The sequence below is a fragment of the Actinocrinis sp. genome (genome assembly GCF_035946395.1).
Lineage (GTDB): Bacteria > Actinomycetota > Actinomycetes > Streptomycetales > Catenulisporaceae > Actinocrinis.
This window is the reverse complement of sequence record NZ_DASYZI010000291.1, coordinates 1-15552: the sequence shown is the minus strand read 5'-3', so window position 1 is coordinate 15552 and position 15552 is coordinate 1. Positions and strand designations below refer to the sequence as shown.

Annotated in this window: 10 protein-coding genes and 1 pseudogene; 3 read left to right on the top strand and 8 right to left on the bottom strand. The window is 67.7% G+C overall.

Translation table 11 applies throughout. From position 1 onward, the window contains the following. Window positions 1-1075 (top strand): RNA polymerase sigma factor (locus VGS97_RS17795; RefSeq protein ID WP_326854689.1); only part of this gene is annotated, 1075 nt, incomplete at its 5' end. Window positions 1076-1198: 123 nt separating this feature from the next. Here the strand turns inward: VGS97_RS17795 and VGS97_RS17790 are convergent. Continuing rightward, window positions 1199-1429, bottom strand: coding sequence for a DUF7455 domain-containing protein (locus tag VGS97_RS17790; protein ID WP_349262176.1), 231 nt, complete (start codon window positions 1427-1429; stop codon window positions 1199-1201). 393 nt (window positions 1430-1822) lie between these two features. Between VGS97_RS17790 and VGS97_RS17785 the strand changes: the two genes are divergently transcribed. Next, the gene (locus VGS97_RS17785; RefSeq protein ID WP_326854687.1) at window positions 1823-3943 is read left to right on the top strand and encodes a DNA topoisomerase IV subunit B; all 2121 of its coding nucleotides are present in this window, start codon (window positions 1823-1825) and stop codon (window positions 3941-3943) included. A gap of 105 nt (window positions 3944-4048) precedes the next feature. Here VGS97_RS17785 and VGS97_RS17780 read toward each other — a convergent pair whose 3' ends face one another. Continuing rightward, on the bottom strand, window positions 4049-4987 hold the full coding sequence (locus VGS97_RS17780) for a sucrase ferredoxin (RefSeq protein WP_326854686.1): 939 nt from the start codon (window positions 4985-4987) through the stop codon (window positions 4049-4051). Between the two features lie 159 nt (window positions 4988-5146). Here VGS97_RS17780 and VGS97_RS17775 point away from each other — a divergent pair, with 159 nt between their 5' ends. Continuing rightward, complete coding sequence (locus VGS97_RS17775) at window positions 5147-5863, top strand: hypothetical protein (protein ID WP_326854685.1); 717 nt, start codon at window positions 5147-5149, stop codon at window positions 5861-5863. On the opposite strand, the gene pepN is transcribed toward VGS97_RS17775, so the two are convergent. The 6 genes and pseudogenes from pepN to VGS97_RS17745 all read right to left on the bottom strand — a co-directional run. Continuing rightward, window positions 5860-8427, bottom strand: coding sequence for an aminopeptidase N (pepN, locus tag VGS97_RS17770; protein ID WP_326854684.1), 2568 nt, complete (start codon window positions 8425-8427; stop codon window positions 5860-5862). The two genes, VGS97_RS17775 and pepN, sit on opposite strands and share 4 nt — an antisense overlap. Before the next feature lie 56 nt (window positions 8428-8483). Then, a complete protein-coding gene (locus VGS97_RS17765) occupies window positions 8484-11093 on the bottom strand; it encodes a COR domain-containing protein (protein WP_326854683.1) in 2610 nt (869 codons plus the stop codon). A gap of 111 nt (window positions 11094-11204) precedes the next feature. Then, the gene (locus VGS97_RS17760) at window positions 11205-11954 is read right to left on the bottom strand and encodes a succinate dehydrogenase/fumarate reductase iron-sulfur subunit (RefSeq protein ID WP_326854682.1); all 750 of its coding nucleotides are present in this window, start codon (window positions 11952-11954) and stop codon (window positions 11205-11207) included. After that, a complete protein-coding gene (locus VGS97_RS17755; protein ID WP_326854681.1) occupies window positions 11951-13882 on the bottom strand; it encodes a fumarate reductase/succinate dehydrogenase flavoprotein subunit in 1932 nt (643 codons plus the stop codon). Before VGS97_RS17755 ends, VGS97_RS17760 begins: the two co-directional genes overlap by 4 nt. Window positions 13883-13917: 35 nt before the next feature. Then, window positions 13918-14712, bottom strand: a complete 795-nt coding sequence (locus tag VGS97_RS17750) for a hypothetical protein (protein ID WP_326854680.1) — start codon at window positions 14710-14712, stop codon at window positions 13918-13920. A gap of 266 nt (window positions 14713-14978) precedes the next feature. Beyond that, window positions 14979-15552, bottom strand: a pseudogene (locus VGS97_RS17745) (GTP-binding protein); the annotation flags it as partial.

The window sequence follows — 15552 nt, the reverse complement described above, 5'->3', positions numbered from 1 at the left end:
GCCCGCGGCGGACGCCGGCGAGCCCGGCCAGCCGGGCGTGGCCGCCGTGGCCGGGAGCGTCGTGATCCAGGCGGGCAGGCCGGCCGGCGAGGAGGGCGAGGACGAGGCGTTCGTCTACGGCGACGACGACGAGGACCTGCCCGCGGCGCAGGTAGCGGTGGCCGGGGCGACGTCGGACCCGGTGAAGGACTACCTCAAGCAGATCGGCAAGGTCCCGCTGCTCAACGCCGAGCAGGAGGTCGAGCTGGCCAAGCGGATCGAGGCCGGCCGGTTCGCCGAGGAGAAGCTGAACTCCGGCGAGAAGATGGACCCCCGGTTCAAGCACGAGCTGGAGATCCTCGCCGAGGACGGCCGCCGTGCCAAGAACCACCTGCTTGAGGCGAACCTGCGCCTGGTGGTCTCGCTGGCCAAGCGGTACACCGGCCGCGGCATGCTGTTCCTCGACCTGATCCAGGAGGGCAACCTCGGCCTGATCCGCGCGGTGGAGAAGTTCGACTACACCAAGGGCTACAAGTTCTCCACGTACGCCACCTGGTGGATCCGCCAGGCGATCACCCGGGCGATGGCCGACCAGGCGCGCACCATCCGCATCCCGGTGCACATGGTCGAGGTCATCAACAAGCTGGCCCGCGTGCAGCGGCAGATGCTCCAGGACCTCGGCCGCGAGCCGACCCCGGAGGAACTGGCCAAGGAACTGGACATGACCCCGGAGAAGGTCATCGAGGTCCAGAAGTACGGCCGCGAGCCGATCTCGCTGCACACCCCGCTCGGCGAGGACGGCGACAGCGAGTTCGGCGACCTGATCGAGGACTCCGAGGCGGTCGTGCCGGCCGACGCGGTCTCCTTCACCCTGCTCCAGGAGCAGCTGCACTCGGTGCTCGACACGCTCTCCGAGCGCGAGGCCGGCGTCGTCTCTATGCGGTTCGGCCTGACCGACGGGCAGCCGAAGACGCTGGACGAGATCGGCAAGGTGTACGGGGTCACCCGCGAGCGGATCCGGCAGATCGAGTCGAAGACCATGTCGAAGCTGCGGCACCCGTCGCGCTCGCAGGTCCTGCGCGACTACCTGGACTAATTCCGCAGGCGAGCCGTACGGGGGCGTGGCCTGCGCGTGCGTACACGAAAGGGCCGCGCCCTTGCTGGGCACGGCCCTTTCGTTGGCTCTTGAGTAAGTGCGGAACCGGGGTTAACGCGCAGCTCAGCGCGCGTCGGACGCCGTGGCGGCCGTGGTCTCGGCGAGCTTGGCCGTCTCGTCGTGGATCTCGGCGGCGATCGAGCGGAGGCTTTCCTCGTACTTCTTGCCGTGGTGGGCGCAGAACAGCAACTCGCCCCCAGAGGCGAGGATGACGCGGAGGTAGGCCTGCGCGCCGCAGCGGTCGCAACGGTCGAGCGCGTTGAGCGCCTCGGCGGGGAGGAGGTCTGGTGTCAGGACAGCGGTCACGTCGCCCCTTCTTTCTGCGTCGACTGTGCCCGTGGCCGGGCGATCCTGCGTGGATCACCTGGCCCGGTGCGCCGGTCCGGGCGTCCGGTGGGCGGTGCGCTCGGCGCCGCCTACCCGGATCAACATCAAACCATTTGCGGATAGTCCCTACGCCAGCGTTCTGAGCCAATTCTCGTCTAGTTCGCTCAGGGCGTACGCTCCGATGCCCGAAACATCCCGGATTTTCGGCGTTCCGTATCCAGGCGGATACGCATCGTGAGACTCGTCGACGCCCTTGCCGACATTTAGTCGACATCTTTGGGTAAGTGGCGACGGGCCTTGAGTGTCCGACCGAACCGCTACTCTGGCAGCGCCACCACCTTGACGAGGAGCTGAATCACCGTGACCGCGAGCCTCACCGCCCCGGCGAGCACCCCGCGCGGCGACAAGAAGAGCGCGGAGTACACGGCGCGCCACCTGTTGGTGCTCGAAGGCCTCGAAGCGGTGCGTAAGCGCCCCGGCATGTACATCGGGTCCACCGACAGCCGCGGCCTGATGCACTGCGTGTGGGAGATCATCGACAACTCGGTGGACGAGGCGCTGGCCGGCCACGGCTCCCGGATCGAGGTGATCCTGCACTCGGACGGCTCGGTGGCGGTACACGACCAGGGCCGTGGCATCCCGGTCGACGTGGAGCCGAAGACAGGCCTGTCCGGCGTCGAGGTCGTGATGACCAAGCTGCACGCCGGCGGCAAGTTCGGCGGCGGCTCCTACGCGGCCTCCGGCGGCCTGCACGGCGTCGGCGCGTCCGTGGTGAACGCACTCTCCTCGCGGCTCGACGTGGAGGTGGACCGGGACGGCGCCACGCACTCGATCTCGTTCCGGCGCGGCGTGCCCGGCGTCTTCGACGGCGACGGACCCAGCGAGGCGTTCACCGCGCAGAACGGCCTGACCAAGGGCCGCCGCTCGGCCAAGAAGGCCGGGGTGACCGGCACCCGCACCCGGTTCTGGCCGGACCGGCAGATCTTCCTCAAGGACGCCGAGATCTCGCTTGAGGAGCTGTACGGCCGGGCCCGGCAGACGGCGTTCCTGGTGCCCGGACTCGCGCTCGTCGTGCGTGACGAGCGTTCGCCGAACGGCTCGGAGCCGTCGCAGGAGACCTTTCACTTCGCCGGCGGGATCTCGGAGTACTGCGAGTACCTGGCCGCGGACCGGCCGATCAGCGACACGCTGCGGCTGACCGGCTCGGGCACCTTCACCGAGACCGTGCCGGTGCTCGACGACGCCGGGCACATGTCGCCCAAGGACGTCGAGCGCCGCCTGGACGTCGACGTCGCCCTGCGCTGGGGCACCGAGTACGACACGACGGTGCGGTCGTTCGTCAACATCATCGTCACGCCCAAGGGCGGCACGCATCTCACCGGCTTCGAGCGCGCGCTGGTCAAGACGGTCAACGAGCAGCTGCGCGCGGTCAAGCTGCTGAAGGTCAACGACGACCCGGTGGTCAAGGACGACATCCTGGAGGGCCTGACCGCGGTGGTCACCGTCCGGCTGGCCGAGCCGCAGTTCGAGGGCCAGACCAAGGAGGTGCTCGGCACCCCGGCGGCCGCAAGGATCGTGGCCGCGGTGGTCTCCGAGCGGCTGCACGCCTTTCTGACCAGCAGCCACCGCAACACCAAGCCACAGGCCCGCGCGGTGCTGGAGAAGATCGCCGCGGCGGCGAAGACCCGGATCGCCGCGCGCATGCACAAGGAGACCCAGCGCCGCAAGAACGCGCTGGAGACCTCGGCGCTGCCGGCGAAGCTGGCCGACTGCCGCACCGACGACGTGGACCGCTCCGAGCTGTTCGTGGTCGAGGGGGACTCGGCGCTCGGCACCGCGAAGCTGGCCCGCTCCTCGGAGTTCCAGGCGCTGCTGCCGATCCGCGGCAAGATCCTCAACGTGCAGAAGTCCTCGGTCGCCGACATGCTCAAGAACGCCGAGTGCGCGGCGATCATCCAGGTGGTCGGCGCGGGCACCGGGCGCTCCTTCGACCTGGACGCGGCCCGCTACGGCAAGGTCATCATGATGGCCGACGCGGACGTGGACGGCTCGCACATCCGCACCCTGCTGCTCACGCTGTTCTACCGCTACATGCGACCGCTGGTGGAGGCCGGCCGGGTCTACGCCGCCGTGCCGCCGCTGCACCGCATCGAGGTCATCGGGCACGGCAAGGCGAAGAACGAGTACCTGTACACGTACTCGGACGCCGAGCTCAAGCGCACCCTGGCGGACCTACAGCGGCGCGGCAAGCGGATCAAGGACCCGGTGCAGCGGTACAAGGGCCTCGGCGAGATGGACGCCGACCAGCTGGCCGAGACCACGATGGACCCGCGCCGCCGGATCCTGCGCCGCATCTCGCTCTCCGACGCCGAGGCCGCGGAGAAGATGTTCGAACTGCTGATGGGGACGGACGTGGCCCCGCGCCGCGAGTACATCGTCAACTCGGCCGCGCTGCTCGACCGCTCGCGGATCGACGCGTAGCGGGCAGTAGCCGGGGATACGCGTAGCCCGGAGAAACACCAGAACGAAAAGGTCGCGCGTTCACCCGTCCATGCGTCCATGTGCCCATGTTCGGTCGTCTGCGCGTTACTGCGCCTTCTCCAGAGCGGTGACGTGCAAGTGTGCGGGGTTGCCGAAGGTCTTGCCGCAGGATTCGGGCCGAGCCTCCACCACGTTCGACTCCTCGACGAACGCCCGGTACCGGATCTCGTCGCTGACGAGATCGACGCTCCAGCGTTCGCCGTCGAGCCGCTGCTCGCCGACGACCCGGACCGCGTCCGCGCCGAACTCCTGGAGTTCGGTACGCAATGCGAGGTCAGCGGCCTGCCCGGCGCGTGACCACGTGCTGCGGCCACGCGCCTGCGCGGTGACGACCTGCCCCCGCGAGGCCGCGCCGACTGCGGTCATCGCGGTGGCGGCGTCGATGCGTCCGTACACGTAACCGGTCGGCAGTACCAGGGCGGTCGGTGCGAACCGATGCCCGCCGAGGTGGTCCGCCTCCCAGACGTCGGCCGCGCCGAGCGAACCCGGCTCGGCCAGATCCAGGGCGAGCGACCGGCCGAGCAGCGCGCAGCAGCGGTCACGTTTTCCGTTGGTGCACACCAGGATCAGCGGATCGGGGCGCGGCGTGCCCGTCTCCAGCCGACCGGAGCCGAGCGCGGCGAGATCCAGGTCCAGCAGGTCGCGCGGATCCGGCACCGTGAACGAGCGCACGGCCGCGAAGCCCGGCCGCGTGTCGCAGATCAGCACCGTGCGCGGCGCGTCGCAGCTGGTCAGCGCGTGGTGCCCGACCCGGCGGATCAGTGCGATCCGCACTCCGGTGCCCTCGGCCCGGCGGCTCAGCTCCGCGCCGAGGCCGCGGTCCAGGTGGGACTCGGTCAGCGCGCGTGCGCCCCACGGTCCGGGCTGCTCGATCGCCAGCCAGGCCACCGCCGAAGGCGCGGTTCCGGCCAATGGCTCGCCGAGCCGGGCGGAGTAGGCCGAACAGGTCGTCGGCGCCGTGTGCACGGCGGGGCGGCTTGGCATGGCCGTAATGCTATCGAGGGGCGTCGAGCGGTACCGAAGGCCGTTCGCGCAGGTCGCCATGCACTGGTGGCAGCCGTGCACTGGTGTAAGGACGCGGTGCGGCGGATGATGGCGGCAGGGGGGACCGCCGGGAAGTTTCACGGCAGGAGGAACGCAGCGATGACCGCGATGGACTCCCACGACACACAAGACGCCTCCGCTCCGCCCGACCCATCGGAGTCGGCGGTACACGGCCCGGATCCGGTCCACCCCGGTGTGCGTAACCCACCGCGCGTGCATACCGACGTCCACTCGCACCCGATGATCGAACACGGGCACGAACAGGATGCGCCCCCGCAGGCTTCAGACCTCGGTGCCCCGGCCGTGCTTGAGCACCGGATCGTCGCTGTGGAAGTCGGCTCGGCTGCCGGGCCGGTCGCGATACACCGCTGGACCGGCGATCAAGTGCGCACGCAGCTCCTGACGCCGACTCAGGCGCAGGTGTGGGCCCGTGCCGGTCGACTGACCCTGGCCACCTCCGCAGGAGACGAGCTGGCGCTCACCATGCTGGCCCCGGACGAGGCCGCGACCGCGACGCTCGGGGCGCACTGGCCGCTCGGTGAACCGGACAGCCGGACGATGCGGATCGCCTCCGCAGCGGCACACGACGTCGGTGACCTGCTCACCTTCCCCGCATGGCTGGCCCGAACGGCGCACCGCAGCGGCGAGCGCAACCGCGAACTCGCCCGAATGGTGCACCAGATCCGCGAAGCGAGCCCGTCGACTGTCGTGTACTACGGCCAGACCTTCGGTCACCTGCACGCCCGGCCGGACCAGCATCACCCGTACGACCACAAGGGCTTGGTAGGCCGCGAAGGCTACCCTGACGAGCTTTAAGCGGTGACGGTCACACTCCGTGCACGCAGCGCTCGGGCCAGGTCGTCCCGCGCCTCTACCACCAGCCGTCGCAACGCCGGGGCGTGCGCCTCCTCGGCGAGCCAGCGGTCAGTGCGGTCGAGCGTGTCCGGCTCCACGACGCGCCCCGGAAACGCGAGGCTCGCAATCCGCCTGGCGTTCTCGATGGTCCGTTGCGCCCAGATCCGGTCCAGGACGTCGAAGTAGGGCTCGACGAACGGCCGCAGCAGCTCGGGCCCGTCCGCCGTGCTCAGCCCGGCCAGCAGTTCACGCAGCAGATCGGTCGGCTGGTCCCCGGACTCCACGGCGAGCTGCCACGCCTCGTGCTTCGCCTCGGCGATCGGCCGTGCGGCCAGGCAGCCGGCCAGCTTGCGGCGGCCTACCGCAGTCGCGTCACGCTCCAGTGCCGCCTCCAGCGCGGCGCGGTCGGCCCGGCCGCCCCGGGCCAGCGCGTGCAGGAACGTCCAGCGCAGATCCGCGTCCACGGTCAGGCCGTCGATCGGCTGCGAGTCGGTCAGCAAGCCTTCCAGCAGCGCGTAATCCTGTTCACCGCGCGCGGTCGAGGCAAGCGCTCGCGCCCAGACCAGCTGATGGTCCGACCCGGGCTCGGCCGCTGCCAGCTCGCGCCGCGCCATGGCCGCTGCCCGCTCGGCGCCGATCTGCACCGCCTCCGGCGCGAGGTAGAGATCGAGCACCGTCGTGGTCTGCTGCATCAGGTTCTGCACGACGCCGACCTGCGATTCGACCGCCGCGTGCCGGTCCACGAACTCGATGAACTCCAGCCCGGACAGCTCCGCGTCGCGGGTCATGTTCCACAGCGCGGACCAAACCAGCGTGCGCGCCATCGGGTCTCCGAACGCCGACAGCCTGTCGCGCACGAAGTCCAGCTGCGGCCTGGTGAAGCGGATCTTCGCGTACGTCAGGTCACCGTCATTGAGCAGCGTGAACTCGTCTTGCGTGGAATCGAACGCGAGCGGTGTCCGCGCCTCGGTCACGTCCAACTCACGCCGCGCAGTGCGCACCACCTCGTCACCAACCCTGTCCGCGCCCCCGCTCTCGCGCGCCGCGTAACTTGCGACAGCGATCCGGTGCGGCCTGGCCTCCAGGTATCCCGGCGCTGCGAACTGCACGATCGCCCCGCCCTCGATAATCATGGTATTGAGTTGTGCGGTTTCCAGCCAGGCCTGTGACCAGCCCTCCATGTCCCGGCCCGAAGCCTCGGCCAGCACCGCCAAGAGGTCCGCCAGCGTCGTATTGCCATACGCATGGCGCTTGAAGTACCGCCTCGCGCCCTCCAGGAACGCGTCCTCGCCGACGTATGCGACCAACTGCTTCAGCACCGCTGCGCCCTTGGCGTACGTGATCCCGTCGAAGTTCAGCGTCGCGTCTTCGAGATCGTTGATGACGGCCACGATCGGATGCGTCGTCGGGAGCTGGTCCTGCCGGTATGCCCAGGCCTTGCGGCGATTGGCGAACGTCACCCACGCGTTCTGCCAGCGCGTCGCGCGAACCTGCGCGTAGGAGCCCATGAACTCGGCGAAGGACTCCTTGAGCCACAGGTCGTCCCACCAGCGCATGGTCACCAGGTCGCCGGACCACATGTGCGCCATCTCGTGCAGGATCGTGCACGCGCGTGCCTCGTGCGCGGCGTCGGTGACCTTCGACTGGAAGACGTAGTCCTCGGTGAAGGTCACACAGCCCGGGTTCTCCATCGCCCCGAGGTTGTATTCGGGCACGAACGCTTGGTCGTACTTACCGAACGGGTACGGGAAGTCGAAGATCTCGTGGAAGAAGTCAAGCCCCTGCTTCGTGACCAGGAAGATCTCGTCGGCGTCGAACGACTTGGCCAGCGATGCCCGGCACAGCGCGGCCAGCGGGACATCGAGCGTCGAGCCGTCCGGCAGCTTGCGCGTGTAGTGGTCGCGCGCGACGTGGTACGGCCCAGCGACCACGGCCGTGATGTACGTCGAGATCCGTTGCGTCGGCGCGAAGATCCATCGAGCCGCTCCATCCACCACCGGCCGCCGCGTCAGAGCGGCCCCGTTGCTCGACATGTGCCACCCGGCGGGCGCCATGATGTCGAACACGAACGAAGCCTTCAGATCCGGCTGCTCGAAGTTCGCGTACAGCCGACGCGCGTCCGCGGGCTCGAACTGCGTATACAGGTACACCTGTCCGTCCGCCGGGTCGACGAAGCGGTGCAGCCCCTCGCCGCTGCGGCTGTACGCGCACGAGGCCACCACGGTGACTTCGTTCTGCGCGGCCAGCCCGGTCAGCTCGATCCGCGAGTCCCGGAACACTGAATCCGGATCAAGCGACCGGCCGTTGAGTGTCACTGACTCCACCTGCGGCGCGATCAGATCCAGGAAGGTCGAGGCGTCGGGCCCCGGCTCGGCGTGCGTGAACCGGATGGTGCTGGCGGACCGGAACGTCTCGGCGCCCTCGGCCTTCGCACCGCTCAGGTCCAGCTCGATACGGTACGTGTCCACCGTGATCAGCCGGGCACGCTCCCGTGCCTCGTCCCGTGTCAGGTTCCTGCCCGCCATGCTGCCGCTCCGCTCTCTGCACGCCTTGATCGGCCATCATGCCAGGACCGGCTGTTTCACGGGCTCGCGACTGGCGCGCGGGCCGTCCGGAGGTACGGCGCCGCGTGGTCACGGCAGAGGTAGAGCGCCAACCCCTCCGGCGTGTCGATCCGACTCAGCCCGCCCCACACCCGTTTCGGGTCCAGTCCCGTGAGTATGGCCTCCAGCTTGCGGAAGTCGCCTTCCAACGAGGCAGACGCGATCGGGTGCGCATTCTCCGCGAGGTCAAGGTCATCCCGCACGTAGGATGCGGACGTGGGCAACTGGCCGACAAGCGCCTCCATGGTGTCCACCTCGGACTTGGTGCGTTCGCTGATCGTGCTGACCGCCATGCCGAGCACTGGGCTGACCAGCGGTGCGACGTGCTTCAGGACGGTGATGAGCCTGTGCAGATACGGCCCGTACTGTCGCAGCCACTTAGGCGAGTCTTTGAGCTGGTAGCAGCCCTCGTTTTCCGGTAGCGGATGCCAAGCGCCCGGCTCCTCGCAGTACAGCCGCAACTCGTGCAGGCTGCCTTCGATCTTCGAGTTCTTGATGGGCACGACCGTGAACACGCTCGGACACCGGGCCTCAAGGCTGAGCTGAATCTGGTGCTGCACCTTGAGGAAGGTGCGTTGCATGTCGCCACTGATCTCGGTCAGGCGGTCGGCGAGCGCATGGTTCTGCTCGGTCATTGCGCGGGCAAGCCGTTCGATGTTCCCGCGCAGTTCGGCGTTCTCTGACGGTGCGAGACCGAGGAGCATGAGCGGGACGTTCACGTCGTCGCCCGACTTGTGGCACTCGATTTCCTGCCGAGGCGGCTTGCGATTCAGGCGACGCACGAGGTCGTCGTAGTCGAACAGTTCCTCGCACGCTGCTGCCCTGCCGCTCTGGCAGGGGCAGGGAACCAGTCGCTTGATGCTGAGGCCCGGGTAGCGATCAAGCGTCAGCGTGAGTCCGTCGTCCAGTACGGCGAAGAACGCGGCGGGGGAGGGTCCGCGCACGGTCAACTCGATCTGGTGCCGGTGCTGGTTCGTCTTCAACAGCGCACGGTGCAGGCCATCGGGGTGCGCGAGCAGTGCGCCGGTACGCCAGTGCGTGTTGGTGCTGAAACGGTGTGTACGCGCTATGAACCAGGTCGGGATGCCTGGTGGTGTCGTGTTGAGCTGGTACAGGACTCGGATCTCGTGCTCGGTGCCGTCGGGATCGGGACGGTTCCACTGCTCTTCGTAAGCCGGCGCATTCCACGGGAGGCGCTCGATGACGAGGCTGACGTCCTGTCCCGTCCCGCCATCGAGCCGGTAGGACAGATCGTAACGGTCCATCATGTCGAGGAAGTGATCGCGCATTCCGCGGTCCAGGTCGGACCACAGCTCATTGACATGTTCGCGGCTGAGCAGTCCGTGGGAGCGCTTGACCTCCGGGCTGTCGAGCACCTTGCTGATGTACTCGTTCACCCATTCGGGCCGGAGGATGACGGTGTCCGCGAGACTTGGGACATCTTTGTAATACAAGATGTCGCCCAGATGGTGCAGAGCGTCGGCGACGTAGTTTCGGTGCGAGCCGTATGTGAGCCCGGCACCGGTCATGATCCGCGACATGTGCTCCGGTGTGATGTGTTTTCCGGGAAAGCTGCGTACCAGGTCGGCGGCCGCGAGCCAGGCGGCAGGCCATTCGGTTCCCATGAGTGGGAGCTGTGACGCATCTTCGGCGATTGCGTCGCGCAACTCTTCGATGCCGTCACGCGTCTCGTTATCGATCGAGAGGTTGTGAACGATTTTCGGATATACCGCGAACAGATCGTCGAATGGGAGGTCGGCGGGTCGACCCGAGGCCGGGGCGTTCGTCGCGACGAGCAGGATTGGCGACTCGGGTGCCCGCGCGGTGATGATGTCCAACCAATAGCGCAATCTGCCCTGTTCCCAGCCGAGTCGACTGTTCCAGAGCAGCAGGAATAGGGAACGGTCGCTCAGGAAGAACTGGTGGGTCGCGTGGTAGATCTCTTGTCCGCCGAAGTCCCAGGTGCTCAGTTCCATCGGCGTGCGCCGTCGGTAGGGGTGATCGGCCTGGTACTTGTAGATCTTGAGTCCGTGTGTCGTCTTTTCGGACTTGTCGAAGTCCTTGCCGAGCAGAACTTTGATGGTGGAGGTCTTGCCGACGCCGCCCTCGCCGACCACGAGCATTTTCGAGGTCCACTGACGAACCGAGCCTTGCTTGCGTGCCCTGAGGAACGCCATGATCGAGCGTTCACCACGCGCGACGATTTCGGGCGGCGGGCTTCGCAGCGGATTGTTTTCCACGTACAGCCCTCTGAGTTGAGGCAGGTCGGTCAGCCAGTCGGGCAACTCGGTCAGGTGGTTGGAAGAAAGAAAAAGCACGCGCAGGTTGGCAAGGTTGCTTAGCCGGTCGGGGAGAGCGGTCAACCTGTTCGCGCTGAGTTCAAGTGATTCGAGCTTGGTGAAATCACCAAACCAACGTGGCAGATCTGTGAGGTTGTTGTAAGACAAGTCCAATATGGTGAGCCCCGGGAAATTGCGAAGTTCCTCGGGTACTTTATTAAGTCCGAGTTCGGAGAGGTCGACGCCTCTTGTCCGGCCTTTCTTGGCTGCGGCGATCCTCTGGCGCGCTGTCTCTTCGGCTGACGGCACGTAACCCTCCCGAACTCAGTCTTCTGAGTACGAGTGTGCCCCCGTCCGGGGTGGACGGGGGCACAAAACGGGGAACTGGGGTGGCACTGCGTGCTGCTGGTGCCGGCTTGGTTACTTCTTTCGGGCGATCTTGTTGCCCAGCCAGACCAGCGGGTCGTACTTGCGGTCCACGACGCGCTCCTTCATCGGGATGAGGGCGTTGTCGGTGATCTTGATGTGCTCGGGGCAGACCTCGGTGCAGCACTTGGTGATGTTGCAGAAGCCGAGGCCGTGGTCTTGCTGGGCCTCGTTTCGGCGCTCGCGGGTGTCCAGGGGGTGCATGTCCAGTTCGGCGATGCGCATGAGGAAGCGGGGGCCGGCGAAGGACTTCTTGTTCTCCTCGTGGTCGCGGACCACGTGGCAGGTGTTCTGGCAGAGGTAGCACTCGATGCACTTGCGGAACTCTTGGCTGCGCTCGACGTCCACCTGGGCCATCCGGTACTCGCCGGGCTTGAGGTCCTTGGGGGGCTCGAACGCCGGGATCTGCCGTGCCTTCTCGTAGTTGAACGAGACGTCCGTCACCAGGTCCCTGATGACCGGGAAGGTGCGCAGCGGGGTGACGGTGACCGTCTCGTCCTCGGTGAAGGTGGACATGCGGGTCATGCACAGCAGGCGCGGCATGCCGTTGATCTCCGCCGAGCAGGAGCCGCACTTGCCGGCCTTGCAGTTCCAGCGCACCGCCAGGTCGGGGGCCTGGGTGGCCTGGAGGCGGTGGACGATGTCGAGGACCACTTCGCCCTCGTTGACCTCGACCGTGAAGTCGTGCAGGTCGCCGTCGGTGTCGTCGCCGCGCCAGACCTTGAACTTCGCCTTGTACGTCATGGCTGCTTCGTCTCCGTCGTCGCCGACGCGGGCAGGTCGGCCAGTTCTTCTTCGGTGAGGTACTTCTTCAGCTCGGCCTTCTCGAACAGGGCGAGCAGTTCGGGGCGCATCTTCGGCAGTGGCTGGTGCTTGATCCGCGCGTGGCCGTCGGGGCCCAGCGCGCAGACCAGGTTGACCTTCCGCCACTGCGGGTCCATCTGCGGGAAGTCCTCGCGGGTGTGGCCGCCGCGCGACTCCTTGCGTTCGAGCGCCGCTTTCGCGACGCACTCGGAGACCAGCAGCATGTTGCGCAGGTCCAGGGACAGGTGCCAGCCGGGGTTGAAGGTGCGGCCGCCGGTGGCGGCCAGCTTCTCGCGGCGCGGGTGGAACTCGGCGAGCTTCTCGATCGCGGCTTGCAGTTCGTGCTCGCGGCGGATGATGCCGACCAGGTCGTTCATCGTCTGCTGGAGCTCGGAGTGCAGGGTGTAGGGGTTTTCGCCCGCGGTTTGGTCCAGCGGGGCCAGGGCTTCGGCCTCGGCCGCTTCGACGTCGGCGTCGTTGACGGCGGGGCGGGCGCCGCCGAGGGAGTCCACGTATTCGGCGGCGCCCAGGCCGGCGCGGCGGCCGAAGACCAGCAGGTCGGAGAGGGAGTTGCCGCCCAGGCGGTTCGAGCCGTGCATGCCGCCGCCCACCTCGCCGGCCGCGAACAGGCCGGGGACGATGGAGGACTGGGTGTCGGGATCGACCTCGACACCGCCCATGATGTAGTGGCAGGTCGGGCCGATCTCCATCGGCTCGGCGGTGATGTCCACGTCGGCCAGTTCCTTGAACTGGTGGTACATGGACGGCAGCTTCTTGAGGATCTCCTCCTTGGGGCGGCGGCTGGCGATGTCCAGGTAGACGCCGCCGTGGGGGGTGCCGCGGCCCTCCTTGACCTCGGAGTTGATGGCGCGGGCCACCTCGTCGCGGGGCAGCAGCTCCGGCGGGCGCCGGTTGTTCGCCTGGTCGGTGTACCAGCGGTCGCCCTCCTCCTCGGTCTCCGCGTACTGCGCGCGGAAGACGTCGGGGACATAGTCGAACATGAACCGCTTGCCCTCGGAGTTGCGCAGCACGCCGCCGTCGCCGCGCACCGACTCGGTGACCAGGAGGCCCTTCACCGAGGGCGGCCAGACCATGCCGGTCGGGTGGAACTGGATGCACTCCATGTTGATCAGCGTCGCCCCGGCGAGCAGGGCGAGGGCGTGGCCGTCGCCGCTGTACTCCCAGGAGTTGGAGGTCACCTTGTACGACTTGCCGACGCCGCCGGTGGCGAGGACGACCGCGGGGGCCTTGAACAGCACGAAGCCGCCATCCTGCCGGCGGTAGCCGAAGGCGCCGGCGATCCGGGCGGCGCCTGCGGCGGGATCGCCGCCGTTCGGCTCGGTCAGCAGGCGGGTGATGGTGTGTTCGGCGTAGACCTTGATGCGCGACTCGGGGTCGCCGGTCTCGCGGGCGTCCTGCTGCTGGTACGAGACGACCGCCTGCTGGAGGGTCCTGATCAGCTCAAGGCCGGTGCGGTCGCCGACGTGCGCCAGGCGCGGGTACTCGTGGCCGCCGAAGTTGCGCTGGGAGATCTTGCCGTCCTTGGTGCGGTCGAACAACGCGCCCCACTGCTCAAGCTCCCAGACCCGGTCCGGCGCCTCCTTGGCGTGCAGCTCGGCCATCCGGAAGTTGTTCAGGAACTTCCCGCCACGCATCGTGTCGCGGAAGTGCACCTGCCAGTTGTCGTTCGGGTTCACGTTGCCCATCGCGGCCGCCGCGCCGCCCTCGGCCATGACGGTGTGGGCCTTGCCGAACAGGGACTTGCAGATGATCGCGACCCGCTTGCCGTGTGCCCGGGCCTCGATGGCCGCGCGCAGCCCGGCGCCGCCCGCACCGATGACCACGACGTCGTATTCGTAGGTGTCCATGGCTAATCTCGCCTGATCTCTGATCGCTGAAATCTCTAGAAGAACCGGGGGTCGCTGAACGCGTTGGAGGAGACCAGGAACACGTAGAGGTCCGCGATCACGACGCTGAACAGGGAGACCCAGGCCAGCTGCATGTGCCGACCGTTGAGCTTGGAGACCGCGCCCCAGGCCCGGTAGCGCAGCGGGTGCTTGGAGAAGTGCTTGAGGCGCCCGCCCATGATGTGCCGGCAGGAGTGGCAGGAGGCGGTGTACGCCCACAGCAGCCCGGCGTTCGCCGTCAGCACGAGGGTGCCGAGGCCCATGTGGCCCCACTGGCCGTCGGCGTTGCGGAATCCGAGGATCGCGTCCCAGGTCAGGATGATGTTGAAGAGCCCGGCCAGGACGAAGAAGTAGCGGTGCGAGTTCTGCAGGATCAGCGGGAACCTGGTCTCGCCGGAGTACTTGCCGTGCGGCTCGGCGACCGCGCAGGCCGGCGGCGACTGCCAGAACGCCCGGTAGTAGGCCTTGCGGTAGTAGTAGCAGGTCATCCGGAAACCGAGCGGCACGATCAGCACCAGCAGCGCCGGCGACCAGGACCACCAGCTGCCGACGACGTGCACCTCGCCCGCGCCGGGCATCGGCACGCAGTTGTCGGAGATGCACGGCGAGTAGAACGGGGAGATGTACGGCGAGGCGAAATAGTGGTTGTTCTGGAACGCCCGGAAGGTGGCGTATGCGATGAACGCCAGGAAGACCACGAAGGTGGCCAGCGGCGCGACCCAGTAGCGGTCCGTCCGCAGCGTCGGCTTGTCGATCTTGGCCCGTCCGGGCGACAGGGTTCCGGTGCTCATCTCTTGTGCAAGCTCCTGCTTCGATGGAGTAAGCAGCACGACTTCGTCTATGGCGAGAACGCACTCTAGTGGAGCCGGTGTGTAGATCACCGTGGGCGCCGTCACACGCCGTGACGATGGTGACCAAATTCACATGCTGCCGCGTTGAAGTCGCTGGATGTGCCGCTCCTCAGCGCTTGTCCCGATCCTAACCACGCTGCCGCGGCATCCCGAAACGGGGCGGGTGGGGCGGGTGTGGGCCGCGTTTCGGATGCGGCCCACACCCCTTACACCCGTCGCTGCACGTGGAGCAGGTATTCCTTGCGGTCGAGCGGGTTGTGATCGGAACGCGGACGGCTCGGCGCCGGGCCGCGAACCGGGCGATAGTGATCGAAGGCACACTCCAGGACGCCCTCGCCGCGGGTGAGCGTGGGCAGCGCCAGCTCCAGTTCGTGCACTCGGGCGGCGGGGATCTCGCCGTGCAGGACGTACAGCGAGCCCTGCATCGTCGAGGTCTGCGGGGCCGCCTGCACGCGTGCCAGCGCGGGTGTCACGGTGCCGAGCGCGTCCGCCGGCAGTTCCAGCCGGAATTGGTGCATGGGCTCGTATACGCAGGTCCCGGCGCGTTGCAGGGCAAGCATCAGGACGAGCGGTGTCAGGCCTCGGAAGTCCGCGCCGGTGCTCGACATGCTCTTGTCGAAGACCGCGTGCGCGTGGCTCTGCCGGGGCCAGTAGCCGGAGTGCGTCATGGTGACCGTGCAGTCGGTCACCTGCCAGCCGTGGATGCCCTGACGCAGCGTCTCGTGCACGGTGTCCTCGACCGCCTTGAAGAACGCGTAGGGCATCGAGCCGAGTTCGACC

Bases quoted from the DNA above. Each gene is read 5' to 3' on its own strand.
- VGS97_RS17780 (WP_326854686.1), bottom strand. From the start codon at position 4,987: ATGCCAAGCCGCCCCGCCGTGCACACGGCGCCGACGACCTGTTCGGCC.
- VGS97_RS17775 (WP_326854685.1), top strand. From the start codon at position 5,147: ATGACCGCGATGGACTCCCACGACACACAAGACGCCTCCGCTCCGCCC.
- pepN (WP_326854684.1), bottom strand. From the start codon at position 8,427: ATGGCGGGCAGGAACCTGACACGGGACGAGGCACGGGAGCGTGCCCGG.
- VGS97_RS17760 (WP_326854682.1), bottom strand. From the start codon at position 11,954: ATGACGTACAAGGCGAAGTTCAAGGTCTGGCGCGGCGACGACACCGAC.
- VGS97_RS17755 (WP_326854681.1), bottom strand. From the start codon at position 13,882: ATGGACACCTACGAATACGACGTCGTGGTCATCGGTGCGGGCGGCGCC.
- VGS97_RS17750 (WP_326854680.1), bottom strand. From the start codon at position 14,712: ATGAGCACCGGAACCCTGTCGCCCGGACGGGCCAAGATCGACAAGCCG.